Genomic DNA, 15998 nt, shown 5'->3' on the forward strand with positions numbered 1-15998 from the left:
GTCCCTCTTTCCCAGAAATCATTCATCTTACTTACAGTGTAGCTCCGCTCCCCGGCACGCGCAAATCTCAGAAACTCCGATAGGAACATCCGGTAATTCCGTCACTTTTCTTCCGTTAAAAGGGAAACCTATCGGGTGCCTCCTTCGTCTAAGTAACATACAGCACTGACAATGAAAGCGGAGGACCCTTCATTCATGACTACTCAAGCTCCTGAACATACGAAAAAAACTTCAAGACGCTCTTTTCTGATGAAAGCGGCGCTCGCGCTGTTCGGCATAGCCAGCTTGCCCCCTGCGGCGTTCGCCTATGCCCGTTATGCAGAGCCTATCTGGCTGGACATCGAGCGCGTCACCTTGACGACGAAGCGCCTGCCCGCTTCCTTGGATGGACTGAAGGTCGTTCAGTTCAGCGATACGCATCTTGGCTTTAACTATGACGCCGAGGATCTGGCCCGGCTGGCCGAAACGATCAACCGGCTGAACCCGGATGTCATTTGCTTCACCGGCGATCTGGTGGATTATGCGGTCGGGTCGGAGGGCCCTGCCTATGCGGAGGCGCTAGGGATCATGCAGGCGAAGCTGGGCAAGTTCGCCGTGCTCGGCAACCACGATTACTTCAAGGGCGGCGATACGGCGGTAGCGCGTACGCTTGCCGCAGGCGACTTCAAGGTTCTGCGCAACCAAGCCGTGCAGCTTGAGCAGAACGGAGGCCGTCTCTGGATCGCCGGAGTCGAGGACATGTGGCACGGAAAGCCGGATATCGCCAAATGTCTGAACGCGGTCAACCCCGACGAGTATGTCCTTCTGCTCTCACATAGCCCCGACTACGCCGACACGGTCGTCGATTATCCGGTCGATCTGCAGCTATCCGGGCACACCCACGGCGGTCAGGTGCGGATTCCGTTCTATGGTCACGTCGTCGTCCCCAAGTTCGGTCAAAAATACATTATCGGCCATTACAAGATCGGCAGCCGCAACTTTCAATTGTACGTCAACCGGGGCATCGGCGTCTCCCAGCATCCGGTCCGCTTCAACTGCCGGCCCGAGCTGACCGTCTTCACCTTGAAGCGGGGTTAATTAAGCCGCAGGCGAAATCTTGGGAAGCGCACCGGCTTTTTGCCGCCCTGCAGACCGGACAGGCCAAAGGCGGCAAAAAGCCGGTTGTTCCTCCCCCAGTGGGCGGAACAGCCGGCTTCCTTCATCACGATGCCCGTCTTTATTTCGTCAGGTCTTCCACAAACTTAGGGAGCACGAACGCCGCCTTATGCAGGCGAGGCGTATAGTATTTCGTATCGATCTCAGGAATCTTCGTCTCGTCGACGGCCAGAGGATCATACTTTTTACTGCCCAGGGTAAAGGTCCAAAGACCGCTCGGATACGTAGGGATGTTGGCGACATACACGCGCACGATCGGGAAAATTTCCTTCACATCGCGGTTAACCGTCTGGATCAAGTCCGCTTTAAACCAAGGGTTGTCCGTCTGGGCCACGAAAATACCGTCTTCCTTGAGCGCATCGTAGATGCCTTTGTAGAAGCCTTGGGTGAACAAGTTAACGGCAGGGCCGACCGGCTCGGTCGAATCCACCATAATGACGTCATACGTGTTCTTATGGTCATGAATATGCATATAACCGTCGTTCACGATAACCTCGACGCGCGGGTTGTCCAGCTCGCCGGCGATGGTGGGCAAATATTTTTTCGAATACTCGATAACCTTGCCGTCGATATCGACCAGAACCGCCTTCTCCACCTCGGGATGCTTCAGCACCTCGCGGACTACGCCTCCGTCGCCTCCGCCCACAATCAGCACCTGCTTAGGGTTCGGGTGGGTGTACAAAGCCGGGTGAGCCACCATCTCGTGGTAGACAAACTCGTCCTTCACCGTCGTCATGACCATACCGTCCAGCACCAGCATCGTACCCCATTCGACCGTTTCGATCATCGCGAGGTCCTGAAAATCCGTCTGTTCCTTCACATGCGTTTCTGTAATCTTCGCCGTGATGCCGAAGTTCTCCGTCTGTTTCTCTGTATACCATAATTCCATATGTGTTCTGCCACCTTTCCTTGAGTGCCAACCGCTGCCTGACATGTCAAGTTGTATTATAGTAGATATCCCCGAAAATGCAAATACGAACGCACCCTCAAAGGGGCGAATTCAAAAAAAATTAACACAATTCGGCCCGGCCCGTGAATACGCCCTTCTATGTTTTTCCATACTGGATAATAAAACTCATTCCGTATATCGACAGGGGGGAGCCGTATGGCTGCATCGTCGCACAAGCCCGACCAGGGCCAGCTCGGGGGCAATGGCCAAAGGGGCCGGTTCCGGGCGTTTTTGTCCTACTCCTTTACCTTTATCATTCTGGGGGCCGCCTGCGGCATCCTCGCCCTGCTCTTCATGCGCTCGCAGGCGCTGCCCGTCTCCAAGATGGCTGCCGCTTCCGAGCTGTACGACGTGCACGGCCATCCCATAGAAGCTTACGGCGGCGGCAAAAGCACCCAGACCGTGCCGCTGAAGGAGATGTCCCCAAGCCTTGTAGAAGCGACGCTGGCCATCGAGGACCGCAGCTTTTACAACCATTACGGCTTTGACCCTAAAGGCATCGCCCGCGCCGCCTGGGTTAACTTGCAGCATATGTCCAAGGTCCAGGGCGCGGGTACGATTACCCAGCAGCTGGCCCGCAACCTGTATTTAAGTCATGAGCGCACCTGGTCGCGCAAGCTGAAAGAGACGTACTTCGCCGTCCAGATGGAGCTGCAGATGAGCAAGGATCAAATACTCGAGCAATATTTGAACCAAATCTATTACGGTCATTCCACCTATGGCATTCAGGCCGCCTCCCAGCTGTTCTTCGGCAAAAATGCAAGCGAGCTGACCTTGGCGGAGAGCGCGCTGCTGGCCGGCGTGCCGAAGGGACCGCGATACTACTCCCCTTACTACGATATGAGCAGTGCCCTGGAGCGCCAGAAGACGGTGCTCGGCACGATGGTCGAGGCTGGATACATTACGCAGAGGGAAGCCGATCAGGCCGCCAGACAGAAGCTGAATATCCTTCCCTTGGAAGCCAAAAAAACCGCGGTTACCGCTCCCTACTTCCGGGATTACATCCGCAGTCAGGCTACCGAGCTGCTCGGCATTGAGGAAAGCGAGTACGAGGAGATGGGGCTGAGAATCTACACGACACTTGATCTGAACGCGCAGAGAATCGCGGAGGAGACGATCAAGAAGGAGCTTGCCGCCTATCCCGAGCTGCAGACGGCGCTTATCTCCATAGACCCCCGCAATGGCTATGTCAAAGCGATGGTCGGCGGGCGCAGCTATGCGGATAATCAATACAATCGCGTCTTCGCAAGCACCCGTCAGCCCGGCTCCTCCTTCAAGCCGATCGTTTACTTGACCGCGCTGAGGGAGAAGCAGTATACCCCCGTCACCCGCTTCATCAGCGAGCCGACGACCTTCAACTACGACAAGGACAGGAAGACGTACACGCCTAACAACTACGACGGCAAATACTTCGGCCCGATCGATCTGCGAACGGCGATCTCCAAGTCCGATAATGTGTATGCCGTCCATACGATTCTCGAGACGGGTCCCGAGCGGGTAATCGCCACGGCCCGCAGCATGGGCATTACGAGCCCCATGGAGCCGCTGCCCTCCCTGGCGCTTGGCACGTTCCCGGTCAGCCCGTTCGAGATGGCCTCGGCCTTCACCATCTTCGCCAACCAGGGGATGCGGGCGGAGCCGACGGCCATCCTGCGGATCGAAGACCGCCGGGGCCGCCTCCTGTACGAAGCCGCCCCGGCCAATACCCCGGTCATCGAGCCGACCTACGCCTACGTGATGACCCATCTGATGGAGAGCGTCTTCGATCAGGGGGGGACGGGCAGCCGCGTATCGGTCGTGCTGAAGCGGCCGGTTGCCGGCAAAACGGGTACGACCGATACGGATGCCTGGATGGTCGGCTATACGCCCGAGCTGACTACCGCCGTATGGGTCGGCTACGACAAGGGCCGCAACATCGGCACGATCGAGTCCCATCTCGCCGCCCCCATCTTCGCGGAATATACCGAGAAGGCCCTGGAGGCGGTCCCGCCGAAAATGTTCGCGATCCCCGAGGGGGTCACGCATCTGTATATTGACCCCGCCACCGGCAAGCTGGCCAACGACAGCTGCCCCAAGTCGCGGATGGAAGCATTCGTGCAAGGGACGGAGCCGACGGAATATTGCACCTCGGAGCCTGTCCGGGAAGCACCGCCGCAGCCGGATCAAGGTAAACCGGGCGGGTCGTGGTGGAATGACCTCAAGCGCTGGTGGTCGAGCTGAGACTTGACCCGTTGCGTGCCGGGACCTGTGTTCGCACGGGTTCGCAGAAACACAAAGAGGCAGACCCGGGGGTCTGCCTCTTTGCTGTCCTAGTATATGATGCATATACTAGGCATTAGTATACATCGTTACGTGAGAGGGCACAAGACCGTCACATAATGGACAAAATTAAGCCAAAGCTTCCTTCAGCGTGTCGCTGGAGCGTTCCCACATCTCGCTGTCATTGTCGATCAGGAACGTTTTGAGCAGCTCTTTTTCCTTGGCTCCCAGATTATCGAGCATAATACGCCGCTTCAGCGCGTAGTCCATGCGGTTCACGTGATCGGCAAGAATTTTCCAGCCTCTGCGCGCCTCCGGATCCACCGTCATCTCGCAAGAGGTCACTCCTGCATAATACTTGCCGTCCTCGCGGAAATCCACCGCTACCCACACGATCCAGCAGGTCCGGCCATTTGGCACCTCATCCTTGTTCAGCACAAACTTGATGCCCTTCTCCACCTTGCTCTTCGCATGCAAAGCCCCCGCGTCCAAATAAGCCTCGTCCCCGTCAATAATAACGCTCGACAGCTGACTCAAGTCGATCGAGCCCTGTCCGAAGCCGCGGTGTTTCGTTTCCTTGCCGCTTATGATATTCAGGGACGGCAGCTTTTTCTTTTCCCCCGCCTCTGCGGCGGGCTTGCCGTTCTGATCGTTTGCTTCCATAATTCCAGCACTCCTTCCATAGGTACGCTTAAGGATTACGATATCCCGTCCTGCCCCTATTATCCATGAAACCGGCGGGCTTGACAATTTTTTGTTCTTGGAACCGTCCCTGTCCACATATACATGCTTTAGATGCTTGTCAACGGGGTGAATATGGATGGAAAAACGACTCGGCAAACGACTGGCCATATGGGGATGCTTAACCGTCCTCGCCTGCAGCACCGCCCTGATTCCGGGCCTCCTCAGCACCGATATACGGACAGGCGCCGCGGATAACGACTGGCGTCTGCCCTTCACGGCCTTCTCGGCCGCAAGCGGGCTCTCCATGCCCGCTAGCCCTCTGATCCACAAGCCGATCCGGGCAGAAGGAGGCCATGCGGTCGTGACCGCTCCTTCCTGGCCGGCAGCGCGCGGATCGGCGGACGGTTCTTCGACCGGCCTCTTCCTGCCGCGGGGCGATGCGCTGCCGGCAGGCGCCAGAGCGAACGAGCCGGCGGCGCCCCCTCCAGCTCCTCCGAGCCTGCCGGCCAAGCCCATCGAGAAGCCTGCGCCGCGGCCGCTCTCCAACCGGATCGTGGAATACCATCTTCATGCGGAATACGATGCGCAGGGCAAGCGGATTCAAGGCACCTCCTCTCTCACCTGGAAGAACCCGGGCAGTGTCCCGGTCCAAGAGCTGTACTTTCATCTTTATCCCAATGCGTTTGAATCGAAGAAAACAACCTTCATGCAGGAATCCGGCGGCAGGCTGCGAAGCGACGCCAGTACCGAGAACAACTACGGCAGCATGAAGCTGACATCCATACAGCTGCTGGACGGGCAAGAGTCCGAGCTGGTGGAGCGCCTGGAGTTCGTCCAACCGGACGACGGGAACGTGAACGATCGCACGCTGGCCAAACTACCACTGCCCCGAACTGTCGCGCCGGGCGAAGAGATTACCTTGCAGATGGCCTATAGCGTGCAGCTGCCGCAAGTATTTGCACGGATGGGGTATGCCGGAAATTTCGTCATGGCCGGCCAGTGGTACCCGAAGATCGCCGTGTATGAGCCCAAGGGGACCCGGGGTATCGAGGCCGAAGGGTGGAACCTCCATCAGTATCACGGAAATTCCGAGTTTTATGCCGACTTCGGCATCTTCGATGTCAGGCTGAAGGTCCCCTCCTCCTATACCGTAGCGGCGACAGGCTTCCCGACCAAGCCGGTAGCCGACGACGGGAAGACGAAGACTTACACGTTCTACGCGGATGACGTTCACGACTTTGCTTGGGCAGCTTCGCCGGACTTCATTTACGTCGAGGAGCCTTACGCGACCAAGCATGTGCCGGGCGTACGAATCAAGCTATACCTCGACCCGAAGCATGAGCATCTGAAGCAGCGTTATATGACCGCCGCCAAAAAAGCGATCGCCCGTTACTCCGAGTGGTACGGCAGCTATCCCTACTCCACCCTCTCTATCGTCGTGCCTCCGGCAAACGGCAACGGAGCGGGCGGGATGGAATATCCGACCCTCGTCACCTCATGGGCCGCAAGCGAAGAAAACCCGAGCCTCGAGCTCGAACGCGTAATCGTGCATGAAATCGGCCACCAGTTTTTCTACGGCATGGTCGCCAGCAATGAATTCGAGGAAGCCTGGCTCGACGAGGGCTTTACTTCCTATGCCGAAGACCGGCTGATGGAGAAGGAATACGGCGTGCGGTCCAATCGCCTGCTGGAAGCAAGCTATATGACGAACCCCGCTTCCCTGAAGCGGCATGCCTGGCAGTACGGCGGACATGGCGCTTACGCCGAGAACGTATATACGCGCGCCAAGCTGGTCCTGAAGGCGATTGAGGTGCAGGTCGGCAGCGATATGATGAACCAGCTCATGCGCACCTACTTCCAGCGCTGGAAGTTCAAGCATCCCGGAACGGGCGATTTTCAGAAGACCGTGGAGGATGTGACGGGTGCGAGCTGGAAAGATTTTTTTGACCAATACATCTATGGCGGGATGATGACGGACTTTGAAGTCGCCGGCATCCGGGTCAAAGCGCTTGAGGAGAACGGGCAGCTTGTCTACGAGAACAGCGTCAGATTGCGCAGGCTTGGAGGCACTATGCAGTCCGTACCGGTACGCTTTCGCTTCAGCGACGGTACCCAGATCGACAAGACGTGGAACGGGACCGAAAGCGAGGTCATTTATACCCTGAAGCATACTTCCCCGCTGGACTGGGCCGTTATCGACCCTCAGTACGCTCTGGTGCTGGAGAACAAACGAATCAACAGCTTCATGAAAACGAATGTGGACAACAAGCTGTCCGTCCGCTTGAATCTCGGTGTCGTCAACATTCTGGAGACCCTATTCGGCTGGGTCGTGTGGTGAGGTGATCTTTGCATGTGGAATCGAATCAAATCCGGCTGGAGCATTGCCTGCGGGCAGCCCTTCGCCGTGTTCACCCTCTTCGCCTACCATCTGATCTGGGGCGTGGTCCTGTATAAGCTCGTGCAATCCGTCGTGCTTCCTCTGCTCCACCGGTATCCAAGCGAGCTGTCGCGCGAAGCCGTTCAGTTGTTCTGGATCGAGGGGCAGTTCCAGCTGATGAAGACCGACGTGCTGGATCCTCTGCTCCGGTGGGCGCTTGCCCTGCTCGTGCTGCGGATTCTGCTTCACCCGCTGCTCAGTGCCGGCGTCTACTACTCCCTACGCCACACCAGTCTGAATGCCGGCTATAGGTTTGTAGACGGCATGCGCAAGCTTTCCTTGCCTTTCCTCGGTTATTACGTGCTTCAGCTCGCGCTTATGCTGACTCCGCTCATCCGGTTGGCACCGTATCTCTGGGAGCATGTCTCCAAGCAGGCCTCTTACCCGGAACTGGCTAAAGCTCTCCTGCCTGCGGCAGCTGCTTATTTGCTCTACCTGTTTCTCCTGCAGCTGTTCTTCATGCACGTGCAGATCGGCCGGACGTGTGGAAGGTCTCTGTTATTCACCATTCTGTTCGTAGCGCGTCACCTGCCCGCCATCCTGATCGCCGCTCTCGTCGTGCTTGCCATTACCCTAGCTGCAGCAGCAGCCGTCATGTCCTCTGCGCTCATCTGGGCCGGCTTCCTCGCCCTGATCGGCTTGCAGGCCTACCGGCTGGCTCAGATGTTCTTCCGGGTATGGGCTATTGGTACGCAATATGCCATATGGACGGAGAAGGCTTAGCTTAGCTACCATGCCTGCATGTAATCAAAAGCTGCCCGGATGGAGTCACTCTCCACCTCTGGGCAGCTTTTGTCATGATTTAATGTTACTCCTTCTCCAATACAAGCCTCAGCTGCACCTGAAGCTCATTCTGCGTATCCAGCGTAACCGTATGAGGGTTTTTCATGCCGAAGTCGGCAAACGTCACCGTCGTGCTTCCCTGCAGCTTGATCTGACCCTGCTCATAGACCGCCTCGCTCTTGAAGACGACATCCTTCGGCTTGTCCTTCACCGTCAAGGTTCCGGCAAGCTCAAGCGGCACCTTCACGCCTTCCTTCCATTCCTTCGGCAGGTCGCCGAACGACTTCACGCTGAACGTAGCCTCGGGGAACTGAGCGACGTCCAGATATTGGGCGCCCTTCACGTGATTATCGCGCTGTCCGTTCCCCGAATCCAGCGTGCTCAGCGCAAGCTTCCCTTCCGCCGAGGATTTATCCGGCGAAGCGGTATCGAGCTGCCACGACCCTTGAGCCGGGGCGACGACGAAGTTTACCGTCTCCTTCGACGTCGTCACGGAGAAGTATACCTCGGAGTTGGGAAGCACCTTCCAGCTGCCGTTAAGGCTGCTCGCCTCGACAGACTGCCCGGATGCCGCCGCCCCTGCCGAGGCAGGGATGACGTCCTTGATCTCTACATGGTTCCCGGCATAGTAATCGTACGCCCAGTAGCCGCCGGCAAGCAGCACGAACAGAACACCGGCGGTGATAGCCAATTTATTTGTTTTCATAAGACAAAACTCCTCCTCATGATTACACTACACGACGTAGTGTTGTTGGGTAAAAAAAATTAAAAGTCCGGTGAATAACAAGCGAAGAGACCCGGGAATCCGGCGATTTGCAAAGACCGGCGAACATGGCCCGCTCGGATTTTATTCACCTGACTTTTAAAGCAGCGAAAGGAAAAATACGGTCGACAGAGCCAGCATGACCGGCAGCGATATCACCGCCAGCTTAAGCGGCACGCGCGGCGATACGGTGGAATCGGGATCGATAATATGATGAATCCGGTAATGAATCGATACATCGGCGAATGACACATAAGCGAAGTCAACAGCGGGCGCCGCAGGCTTCTTGAGCAGCTTCAGCAGCGCGCTTCCCAGACTTTCCGGGCTGCCCATAACGGTCATCGCCTCATGATCGGCAAGTATCTCTCTGGCAATCTTATAGTGGTGGCTGCACCAGGCGAGAATGGGAATATACCACATCACCGTACTGACCAGCTGCAGCGTAAAGGTTTTGAGCGGATCGCGATGACGGCGGTGATGCCGCTCATGATAGTACACGGCTTCGAGCTCCCCCGTATCCAGCAGATCGAGCAGGCCGGAGGACAGTACGATTCTCGGCCGGAGCAGCCCTAGCGTCAAGGCAAAGGGTTGCTTGGCCGAAACGACGATGAGACTCTCCTTATCGTCGGAAAACTTCGCATGCAGCAGGGCAGTCAGCGGCTGGTGCACGCGCCCCTGCAGCTTGCGCCATGCTTGCCGGGCGGCATACATCTGCTTGCCGACCAGCCAGAGGCTGACGATAAACGTATAGATTACCAAGGCGTTCAACACAGGGGTGACCGAGTCGAAGCCCATCGCTCGGAGCAAGTGGCTGCATAAGTCGAAAATATTGAAGCCAAGCGCCCAACCGAGCGTTTCATGGGCCACATAAAGCCCCATCTGTACCCAGACAAGCAGCGCAATCATCAGCGGAGTCGCAAAAAGAAGTTTGGACCGATTTTTCCACATGGTCTAGTTTTCCTTTTTCAACGCTTTAATTTTTTGTTCCAGCTTCTCGATCATCTCCGGGTCGGCTTCTTCCAGCGCATCGAGCATATGACTGACGACTAGCGGACCGAAGTCTTCCAGCAGCTCATGGGTAATCTCCTTCGACTGCATCTCCAGAAAGTTCTCCTTCGTATCGAATGGCTCGTATACGGAGGATCTCCCCTCCAATCTTTTACTCAGCAGCCCCTTGGCCACCAGCCGGTTCATCACAGTCATGACCGTGTTGAAGTTCAGCGGCTCCTCCTGGGACTCCAGCTTTTGCTGCACCTCCTTAATGGACAGCCCCGGCTGTGCCCACAAGATATCGAGCACCTTCGCCTCGAGCGGTCCGAAAAAGCGCTTGAGACCTTTCTCGTAAAACTTGAAGTTTTGAATTTTCATGGGTTCTAGCACCTCACACTACAAATTGTAGTGTCGTATGCGGCGAAAGTCAACTTTTCATGGTCGGGCAGCTTTCGCCTTCTTCCGCAGTCCGCCCTCGCTTTCGATTCTTTCAGACAAAGTACCGGTTACCGCGCGGTTTCCGCGATCGTTCTGACGGCGTCTGCCGAGTTCTCGGCACCAGCGGAAAGGCGCGATTTATCATTACCCGCTTGGGTTTCACTTTAAACGCTTAAAATGTGACAATTTTGTGACATAAGCAGGAGTTGGTCGCTTTTGCTCGAATACAAGTAGTGCAAGAAAACAAAATGAATATATTGCCGAATTTCTGTAGTAGAAAACGGGGGAACCATTTTTGGGTGAATTGGTCTCGCATTAGAGTGATCATAGGGTACCTTCAACCGAACCCTTCAGCTAACCTCGTAGGCACCGGAAGGGGAAACTTCTTTGAAAAAGCTGGTCGGTTTTGTTTGCTCCACCGTTTTATTCTTTAGTATTTCGCTTGGAAGCGCTTCTGCTGAAACCCCATTAAGCGCAGCGGTTAACGAAGGCTTGGGAGCCCCTTACAAATGGTCGGGGACGACGCTCAAAGGCTTTGACTGCTCCGGCTATACCGCTTGGGTATTCAACAAGCTCGGTCTGGATCTCCCTCACTCCTCCAAGAGCCAAGCTCAGGAAGGGACGAAGGTAGAGAAAAGCGAGCTGCGTGCCGGCGATCTCGTATTTTTTAATACCGACGGCAAAGGAATTTCCCATGTTGGCGTGTATGTAGGCGATGGCAAATTTTATCACTCCGCCACCGATGAAGGCGTAGTGATTACCAAATTGTCCGACAACTACTATGCTAAGCGTTATGTTACGGCACGCCGCGTTCTGTCCGAGGATCAATTCAATCAAGTGATGACCGACACTCAGAAGTAAGCTGCTGTTCATTTCAGGATAGGTAAGTGAAAAAGCCCTGGCCGGCTCCGCAGGTCCCGTTCGTACAGAACGCTCCTATGGTCCGCTGCCAGGGCTTTTTCTCTCAGGAAGCATGCTTCATCTTATAACGATAGCGCGTTACGGAGAGGGGACGGCACCCGTGATTTTATTTATTCACCGCAAAGACCTCCGCATCTACGACCTGGCCGTCCCTATGAAGGAAGCCTTTCCCCCGCCGGCCGATATCGCTCATCGGATCCATCAGAGCGTTGCCTTCGTGGCGGTGTTGGAATGCGAAGACTGCCTTAGGTGAAGGAGAAATTTATGTATAGGTTTTATGTCAGTATGTTGCTCCTTTTCATAGTCACAGGCTGTTATAACTCCAGTAGTAAACCCACACCGAGAGAAAACACCTACATTATTAATAATCTATTGGAAATAACGATGGTTGATAAAGAAAACGGTTGGGCTCAAAACAACAATAAATTGTTAAAAACAACCGATGGTGGTTTCTCATGGTCCACAGCATCTCCGGAGAATACCGAGGTTCTTCCCGGACAGTTTTTTATTTTAGATACAGATAACGCCTGGTTTGTTCAGGAAAATGAAGGAGCAAACGAATTAAACATATACAGAACAACTAATGGGGGAGCGATATGGTCATCGAATGGTAATATTGAAACAAACAGTAGAATACAACCGACCCTATCCTTTATGGATAGTAAAAAAGGGTACCTTATGACAACTGGCCTAAGATCGTCTCACTCTTCTAGGATCGAGTTCTATTCCACGGAAGACGGAGGAGATACATGGATAAAAATGAAGGGTAATATTGACGAATTTGGAATTAAAACGGTTATCGCACCTATTGATCATCAATTATTTATCAGTTCATATTTTAATACATCGGACTTCCCCTTTTTATATGTTAAAAACAATAGTGATTCTGAGTGGAGGAAACATGAAATTAGATTACCTGCTGTCGACGTTAACCAACCAAGCCATTACTTTCTAGATAGCCCTATCAACCTGAGCAACTCAAAATATCTTCTGTTTCTAACAAGAGAAATTGAAAGGAAGAAGTCTTCTTTTTTTCTAACAAGCTCAGATCGAGGCGGAACATGGAATCTAAAGAAATCGTTTATAAACAATGTTGAAGAAAGCATTATTTACGATATTGTTGACTCTGAACATATATGGGTATCGAATGGCAAGGAGTTATGGTTTTCAGATAACTTATTTGAATCCTTTCAAACTAAATTGTCCTTAGAAGCTGTGAAAAGAATTGTAAACTACGATAGGGAAAATGTTCACTTCCGAAAAATAGATTTCGTCTCAAAAGACGTTGGATGGATAGTCGTTCAAACAGGGAATGACTTCCGATTAATTAAAACAGAAGACTCGGGTACGGAATGGAAAGAAATCAAACCTACGCTAATACATTAAGACCCTCAGGTACAGCCCCCTAAAGGGGAGTTTTCGAATTTTTTCATTTGTACCAACCCGTGCCTGGAACAGTCCCCCCCACAGATCAGATGACGGAAACGTCTCGCAAAGCCTCATGGTAGACGGTAAACATGTTTTTCCCCGTACGCTTGGACTGATACAACGCCAGGTCGGCGCATTTGTAAAGTCCCTCGTAGTCCAGCCCATGATCGGGCGCAAACGCTATACCGACCGACGCCGTCGTATTGAAGGCCTGGACAATGTCCACCCCTTGGATTTCTATAGGGTGTCTCAGCTCTTGGATAATCCGCTGCGCCACGGAGACAGCAGCCTGCTCGCCGGACATCTGGTTAAGGATGACGGCGAACTCGTCTCCCCCGAGGCGCGCTTTCACATCGGCTGAATTAGGCACGACCGAGCGTATTCTGCGCCCCACCTCCCGGAGTACATGATCCCCCGCGTCATGACCGAACGTATCGTTCACTTTCTTGAAATGATCGAGATCGATCAGCAGCAGCGCGGTCTTCATCCCTTTTCTCTGACTTTTTTCGATGCTGGAGATCAGTGAATTTTCGAATACGGCACGGTTGGACAGCCCGGTCAGCAGATCGTGGGATGCCAGATACATCGGCCGTGCGACGAGTCGGGTAATGAAATAGGAGGTGACGAGAGCGACGACGATGGCGGCCAGGAATTGAAGCAGAAACACCTGCTTGTTTTGCCTCAGATTGTTTCGCAGCTCTACCTCGTTGTATATAATTTCAATGATCTTCTGGTCGGTAAATCTGGCCGTATCGCCACCCAGCTCGACATAATACGGGACGTAGCGGTAAGTGACCGGCAGCCCGTCCAGCTCGCGCGACACCTCATAAGCCCGGTTATCGGTTTGGGCTTTTTGGAAGAAGAGCCGATTCTCCTCTGCGATCCGCAGCGTTTTGCCGTCCTCGCCCATCTTGCCGATCGATTTCCCCGAAGTATTGAACACTGTGATACTATTAATATTGTTATATTTCTTAACCAATTCCTCGCCGACCTCAAGAAAGTTAAAGCTCGTAAAAATGGGATGCGCCTCCATATAGAGCCCCAGCTCGATCAAATATTTATGATCCGGCGTAGGCATGTAGCTGTATTTTCGAATTTTCCCGGAGTTGGTCTCCTGATCGAATCCATCCGAAACAAACTGGTCTCCATTCAATCTATCACGCAGCAATTGGGCAAACTGATCGAGGGTGCCGTCTTCCTTGCGGAAGCTCAAGCCGATGTCCGGGGCGAAGCTGCTATACAGAATCGTCTGATTCGCATCCAGGATGTAAATGTCCATACCTTCGAATTGCCGCTTTAGCGCCTGGTAGTCCCACGAGCTCACGTCCGGATTTTCCGCATACTTGCTCAATAGCTGATTCGAATAGTTGCGCATCTTTTCCTCAAGACCCTGGCCAAGCATTTGAAAGGCTTTATCTGCATTCGTGACTGCCGTGACGATGATATCCTCTACGAGGTATAATTCCCGGGTATAACTGGCCGTCAGATGCTCCTTCCAGCGGTGTTGGTTGACCAGAGATACGGCGAGCGTCAGCAAGACGCTGAAAATCCCCATGATGATCATTAGCTTCCTTCTAAAGCCTGTTTGCATGAGATCCCCCCTAAGATGCCGACTCTTTATCGCTACTAGGACTTTTAACCTACTGTAACCTATTCCATATAGATCGGTAGATTCAGTATTTTTATTTAGAGTTGTAGTCAGGTAATAGGAGGTGGCCATAAAAAAAAGAAGTCACCTACCTAGTGTCTCAAGACATTAGGAATCGACCTCTCTTCTATCCAAGCAAACGCTGGAGCGTACTGTGCATGCGTTCCTTCTGCACCGGCTTCACCAGGAAATCCTTGGCGCCCAGCTTGATCGCCTCGATAACCATGCCTTGCTGCCCCATGGCCGAGCACATCAGCACCTTGGCGCTGCTGTCCTGCATCATGATATTGCGCAGCGCCTCGACCCCGTCCATCTCCGGCATCGTAATATCCAGCGTCACCAAATCGGGTTTGAGCAGCGCGTATTTCTGTAGAGCCTCCAGCCCGTTCGCAGCCTCGCCTACCACCTCATGGCCCAAGTCCTTCATCATACTGCCAATAATAGCGCGCATGAATGCGGCATCGTCCACGATAAGTACTCTAGCCATCTACAATGCTCCTTACCCTACTCTATATTAGGCCTATGCGTCATGCTGCAATCGGTCTTCCCTGGCATCGCAAACCTTCAGAACTATGGTATACTTAAGATTATACAGCATACCTGGAAATTTCAGTTTCAAATCAAGATCAATTATAGGTTAAAGATGCTTAATACTAGCGCCTCGAACAAAAAAAGGCTCGACTTTCCGACATTACCACGGTGCGATACGGTTTGAGTTCCGTCTTCCGACTCCGATTCAGGGTCTCGAAATCGGCCTGCAAGGCAAAGGAAAGGAGTCATCCGAAGTGAACCACCGGAAAATCCTCCTCGTCGAGGAGGAGGCCGAAGATCGCCAGCTGCTGATCGCCCACCTGACCCACAACGGCTTTGAGGTGCACGCAGCCGCAAATCCCACCGAAGCGCTCGAGCGTTTCGCCCTGATAGAGCCCGATCTTGTCTTGTTGAATATTGCCCCTCCGCTCGCAGACGTCCTGGGGGTATGCACGCAGATTCGAAGCTATTCGAACGTGCCTATTGTCATCTTGAGCGGACAATCAAGCTCTGCTGATATTATTCAGAGTTTAGAGCTCGGGGCAGACGACTTTATTGCCAAGCCGTTCGATGTGGAGGTGCTTGTTGCTCGAATACAGGCTAATCTGCGGCGCTCGGCCATTTTCCGAAGAGATCGGCCCTCTGCTGCGCAAACACCCTTGAAGGAAGAGATCATCCGCTTCAAGGGCCTCGAAATCGACCCTGCACGCTTCCAGGTGCTGCTTAACGGTACGCCCGTCTCCCTCGTCACCAAGGAGTTCCAGCTTCTCGTCCACCTGGCCAGGCATCCGGGCTCCGTCTTTACGCTGGAAGAGCTGTACGCCGCCGTCTGGGGTATGCAGAGCTACGGCAATACGCGAACGGTCATCGTTCACCTCAGCAATCTCCGCAAGAAGCTGGAGCCGCATCCGACCCGGCCGTCCTACATTCATAACATCCGCGGCGTTGGCTACAAGTTCGATCCGAAATAAGTCTGTGCCTGCACTTATCCATCGGCCGGGTTTATGTTATT

15 protein-coding genes and 1 riboswitch are annotated in these 15998 nt (G+C 53.9%); of the genes, 8 read left to right on the top strand and 7 right to left on the bottom strand.

The genetic code is table 11. The features are described from left to right. Positions 1-195: 195 nt before the first annotated feature. Complete coding sequence (locus GSF01_RS04730) at positions 196-1077, top strand: metallophosphoesterase (protein ID WP_159881879.1); 882 nt, start codon at positions 196-198, stop codon at positions 1075-1077. Positions 1078-1216: 139 nt separating this feature from the next. On the opposite strand, the gene speE is transcribed toward GSF01_RS04730, so the two are convergent. Beyond that, positions 1217-2044 (bottom strand): polyamine aminopropyltransferase, encoded by an 828-nt coding sequence (gene speE, locus GSF01_RS04735; RefSeq protein WP_159881880.1) that lies wholly within the window; start codon positions 2042-2044, stop codon positions 1217-1219. Between the two features lie 216 nt (positions 2045-2260). Here speE and GSF01_RS04740 point away from each other — a divergent pair, with 216 nt between their 5' ends. Continuing rightward, on the top strand, positions 2261-4324 hold the full coding sequence (locus GSF01_RS04740; protein ID WP_159881881.1) for a transglycosylase domain-containing protein: 2064 nt from the start codon (positions 2261-2263) through the stop codon (positions 4322-4324). Between the two features lie 168 nt (positions 4325-4492). Here the strand turns inward: GSF01_RS04740 and GSF01_RS04745 are convergent, their stop codons facing one another. Next, positions 4493-5026, bottom strand: coding sequence for a YwhD family protein (locus GSF01_RS04745; RefSeq protein ID WP_159881882.1), 534 nt, complete (start codon positions 5024-5026; stop codon positions 4493-4495). A gap of 157 nt (positions 5027-5183) precedes the next feature. Here GSF01_RS04745 and GSF01_RS04750 point away from each other — a divergent pair, with 157 nt between their 5' ends. Both GSF01_RS04750 and GSF01_RS04755 read left to right on the top strand, forming a co-directional pair. Then, positions 5184-7385 carry a M1 family metallopeptidase gene (locus GSF01_RS04750; RefSeq protein WP_159881883.1) on the top strand — a complete coding sequence of 734 codons (2202 nt, stop codon included), beginning with the start codon at positions 5184-5186 and terminating at the stop codon, positions 7383-7385. A gap of 12 nt (positions 7386-7397) precedes the next feature. Then, positions 7398-8207 (top strand): hypothetical protein, encoded by an 810-nt coding sequence (locus tag GSF01_RS04755; protein WP_159881884.1) that lies wholly within the window; start codon positions 7398-7400, stop codon positions 8205-8207. Between the two features lie 85 nt (positions 8208-8292). Here GSF01_RS04755 and GSF01_RS04760 read toward each other — a convergent pair whose 3' ends face one another. From GSF01_RS04760 to GSF01_RS04770, 3 genes are all read right to left on the bottom strand, one after another. Further along, complete coding sequence (locus tag GSF01_RS04760; RefSeq protein WP_159881885.1) at positions 8293-8973, bottom strand: YceI family protein; 681 nt, start codon at positions 8971-8973, stop codon at positions 8293-8295. Positions 8974-9129: 156 nt separating this feature from the next. Further along, positions 9130-9978 (bottom strand): M56 family metallopeptidase, encoded by an 849-nt coding sequence (locus tag GSF01_RS04765; RefSeq protein ID WP_159881886.1) that lies wholly within the window; start codon positions 9976-9978, stop codon positions 9130-9132. Between the two features lie 3 nt (positions 9979-9981). Beyond that, entirely contained in the window at positions 9982-10398 is a 417-nt protein-coding gene (locus GSF01_RS04770; RefSeq protein ID WP_159881887.1) for a BlaI/MecI/CopY family transcriptional regulator, read from the bottom strand. Between the two features lie 308 nt (positions 10399-10706). Continuing rightward, positions 10707-10842: riboswitch (cyclic di-AMP (ydaO/yuaA leader) on the top strand. A gap of 3 nt (positions 10843-10845) precedes the next feature. Here GSF01_RS04770 and GSF01_RS04775 point away from each other — a divergent pair. The 3 genes from GSF01_RS04775 to GSF01_RS04785 all read left to right on the top strand — a co-directional run bounded on the left by GSF01_RS04775 (position 10846) and on the right by GSF01_RS04785 (position 12765). After that, entirely contained in the window at positions 10846-11319 is a 474-nt protein-coding gene (locus GSF01_RS04775; RefSeq protein WP_159881888.1) for a C40 family peptidase, read from the top strand. A gap of 160 nt (positions 11320-11479) precedes the next feature. Then, positions 11480-11632, top strand: coding sequence for a hypothetical protein (locus GSF01_RS04780; protein ID WP_159881889.1), 153 nt, complete (start codon positions 11480-11482; stop codon positions 11630-11632). After that, positions 11629-12765 carry a hypothetical protein gene (locus GSF01_RS04785; RefSeq protein ID WP_159881890.1) on the top strand — a complete coding sequence of 379 codons (1137 nt, stop codon included), beginning with the start codon at positions 11629-11631 and terminating at the stop codon, positions 12763-12765. Before GSF01_RS04780 ends, GSF01_RS04785 begins: the two co-directional genes overlap by 4 nt. 85 nt (positions 12766-12850) lie before the next feature. Here the strand turns inward: GSF01_RS04785 and GSF01_RS04790 are convergent, their stop codons facing one another. Together GSF01_RS04790 and GSF01_RS04795 are read right to left on the bottom strand one after the other, a co-directional pair. Beyond that, a complete protein-coding gene (locus GSF01_RS04790; protein WP_159881891.1) occupies positions 12851-14398 on the bottom strand; it encodes a GGDEF domain-containing protein in 1548 nt (515 codons plus the stop codon). A 184-nt stretch (positions 14399-14582) separates the two neighbouring features. Beyond that, positions 14583-14942: a response regulator gene (locus tag GSF01_RS04795; protein WP_159881892.1), complete on the bottom strand. Its 360-nt coding sequence runs from the start codon at positions 14940-14942 to the stop codon at positions 14583-14585. Between the two features lie 298 nt (positions 14943-15240). Between GSF01_RS04795 and GSF01_RS04800 the strand changes: the two genes are divergently transcribed. Continuing rightward, entirely contained in the window at positions 15241-15957 is a 717-nt protein-coding gene (locus GSF01_RS04800) for a response regulator transcription factor (RefSeq protein WP_159881893.1), read from the top strand. Positions 15958-15998 lie beyond the last annotated feature (41 nt).

It is taken from the genome of Paenibacillus puerhi, from assembly GCF_009846885.1.
GTDB lineage: Bacteria > Bacillota > Bacilli > Paenibacillales > NBRC-103111 > Paenibacillus_G > Paenibacillus_G puerhi.

What these genes read in the sequence shown, in the direction of transcription:
- GSF01_RS04730 (WP_159881879.1), top strand. Translation starts at nt 196, where the DNA reads ATGACTACTCAAGCTCCTGAACATACGAAAAAAACTTCAAGACGCTCT.
- speE (WP_159881880.1), bottom strand. Translation starts at nt 2,044, where the DNA reads ATGGAATTATGGTATACAGAGAAACAGACGGAGAACTTCGGCATCACG.
- GSF01_RS04740 (WP_159881881.1), top strand. Translation starts at nt 2,261, where the DNA reads ATGGCTGCATCGTCGCACAAGCCCGACCAGGGCCAGCTCGGGGGCAAT.
- GSF01_RS04745 (WP_159881882.1), bottom strand. Translation starts at nt 5,026, where the DNA reads ATGGAAGCAAACGATCAGAACGGCAAGCCCGCCGCAGAGGCGGGGGAA.
- GSF01_RS04750 (WP_159881883.1), top strand. Translation starts at nt 5,184, where the DNA reads ATGGAAAAACGACTCGGCAAACGACTGGCCATATGGGGATGCTTAACC.
- GSF01_RS04755 (WP_159881884.1), top strand. Translation starts at nt 7,398, where the DNA reads ATGTGGAATCGAATCAAATCCGGCTGGAGCATTGCCTGCGGGCAGCCC.
- GSF01_RS04760 (WP_159881885.1), bottom strand. Translation starts at nt 8,973, where the DNA reads ATGAAAACAAATAAATTGGCTATCACCGCCGGTGTTCTGTTCGTGCTG.
- GSF01_RS04765 (WP_159881886.1), bottom strand. Translation starts at nt 9,978, where the DNA reads ATGTGGAAAAATCGGTCCAAACTTCTTTTTGCGACTCCGCTGATGATT.
- GSF01_RS04770 (WP_159881887.1), bottom strand. Translation starts at nt 10,398, where the DNA reads ATGAAAATTCAAAACTTCAAGTTTTACGAGAAAGGTCTCAAGCGCTTT.
- GSF01_RS04790 (WP_159881891.1), bottom strand. Translation starts at nt 14,398, where the DNA reads ATGCAAACAGGCTTTAGAAGGAAGCTAATGATCATCATGGGGATTTTC.
- GSF01_RS04795 (WP_159881892.1), bottom strand. Translation starts at nt 14,942, where the DNA reads ATGGCTAGAGTACTTATCGTGGACGATGCCGCATTCATGCGCGCTATT.